Source organism: Streptomyces sp. NPDC093225 (genome assembly GCF_044753805.1).
Taxonomy (GTDB): Bacteria; Actinomycetota; Actinomycetes; order Streptomycetales; family Streptomycetaceae; genus Streptomyces.
This window is the reverse complement of sequence record NZ_JBIVNX010000115.1, coordinates 1-1866: the sequence shown is the minus strand read 5'-3', so window position 1 is coordinate 1866 and position 1866 is coordinate 1. Positions and strand designations below refer to the sequence as shown.

At 65.9% G+C, this 1866-nt stretch carries 2 protein-coding genes; one reads left to right on the top strand and one right to left on the bottom strand.

The genetic code is table 11. The annotated features are described in order from the left end of the window. Positions 1 to 1233 (bottom strand): hypothetical protein (locus ACIQCH_RS38380; RefSeq protein ID WP_402589008.1); only part of this gene is annotated, 1233 nt, incomplete at its 3' end. 352 nt (positions 1234 to 1585) lie between these two features. On the opposite strand from ACIQCH_RS38380, the gene ACIQCH_RS38375 reads away from it, so the two are divergent. Further along, positions 1586 to 1866 (top strand): DUF6325 family protein (locus ACIQCH_RS38375; protein ID WP_402589010.1); only part of this gene is annotated, 281 nt, incomplete at its 3' end.

The following is a 1866-nucleotide window of genomic DNA, read 5'->3' as shown; positions in this document are numbered from 1 at the left end:
GGTGGGGGTGGGGGTGGGTCCGGTGTCGAGGAACTCGCGGAGGGCGAAGCCGACCAGGACGATCACGGCGGTCCAGATCACCACCATCATCGTCGGGTAGTCCCACGTGAACAGCACGATCGCCGCCACCAGCAAGATCGCCACCCCGATCCACTTCTTGAACCGGTGCACGAACGAACCCACCGCACCCAACCGCATCCCCGACGAGACCGCCACCTCCCGCCCCGACGCAATACCCCGACCGAAGAAATGCCGCGTGAAGACCGCCGGCCGCGACGGCCCCACGAAGAACGCACCCAACCCCGTCACCACCGCCAACGCACCCACCGCCCGCACACTCGACCGCAGGAACTTCACCAACGCGTCATAAATCGCACCCGCCGCCCCCTGACTCGCCCCCGCCGGCAGATGATCCAAATACACCGACCGAAACACCGTCAACGTCAACCCCAACAACAACATCGCCAGGAACACCCCGACCGCCGCCCCGATCAACGCCCGCCGCCGATTGAACGCCAAGAACACCCCACCCGCAGCCACCAACACCGCAATCACCGGCAACCACACCCCCACGATCTGCAACACCCGCAGATACGTCTTCACCTTCCCCACGTCCTGCCCCTGCACCACCACGAAATTCGTGTGCACATCCGGGATCTTCGACGCCACCCCCAACCCCGCATCCACCAGACGATCCTTCACCTGCGCCACGATCGGCCCGACATCGATCGCCACCTGATTGTTCTCAACCCGCACCACACTGTCCGACGAACCCGTCAACGCCTTGTCCACCGCCGCATGAGCCCGACGATTGGCATTCGTCCACGCCGTCTCGAACGCCTGCGACGACACCACCTTCATCACCGTCGTACTCACCAACTGCTTGATCCCGCTCGTGATCGGCCCGTCCAAATTCCCGATCAACGTCGACACCTTCGGCGGCACCCCCCGCTCCGCCGCCGCATCACTGAGCTCCTTCACCAACGCATCCACATCGATCTGATCCAACACCGCCGCCGTGACCCGATTCGTCACCGCCGCCTGAACATCAGGATTCGACGCCAACGGCGCCACCGTCGCCACATACCGATCCGTGTCACGCACGATGCTGTTCGCCCACACCGCCACCACCGCCAACAGCGACAACACCGACGCCACAACGATCAACAACGTCGCACCCAACGCCCTCAACCGATGCTTGGGCTCATGCCGGGCACTCTCCAACTCATGCACCCGACGCCGCAGCTCCTCCAACTCACCACCCGCCCCACCCCCCGACGGAACACCCCCCGACGAAGACGACGAAGACGAGGAGGACGAGGAGGACGGCGAAGACGCATCGCTACCAGTCATGCCACCGACCCCACCCCACCCCCGCCCCACCAGCCACCCCAACGCCGCCGACCGAGCGACCCCAACAGCCCACCCGAGTGACACCCACCCCGCCCACCGAGTGACACCCCCTCCCCCCACGAGAAAGGGCCGCACGCACACGGGGTGCGGCCACCCGGGCTCGGTGGTGCAATGGCTGACGGGGGCCGACGAACACCCGAAGGTGACCACCGTGAGCGAGCAGATCGACGAGATGGGCCCCATCGACTACGTCGTCGTGGAGTTCCCCGGCAACCGCATGACCGGCGAGGCCTTCCCCCTCCTCGTCGACCTCGTGGACCGCGGCATCGTCCGCATCCTCGACCTCATGTTCATCCGCAAGGACCAGGACGGAACCGTCGTCGCCCTGGAGATCACCGACCTCGACGGCGACGGACAACTCGACCTCACCGTCTTCGACGGCGTCCACTCCGGCATCCTCGGCCAAGACGAACTCGAAGAAGCCGCCACCGCCGTCGAACCCGGCAACTCCGC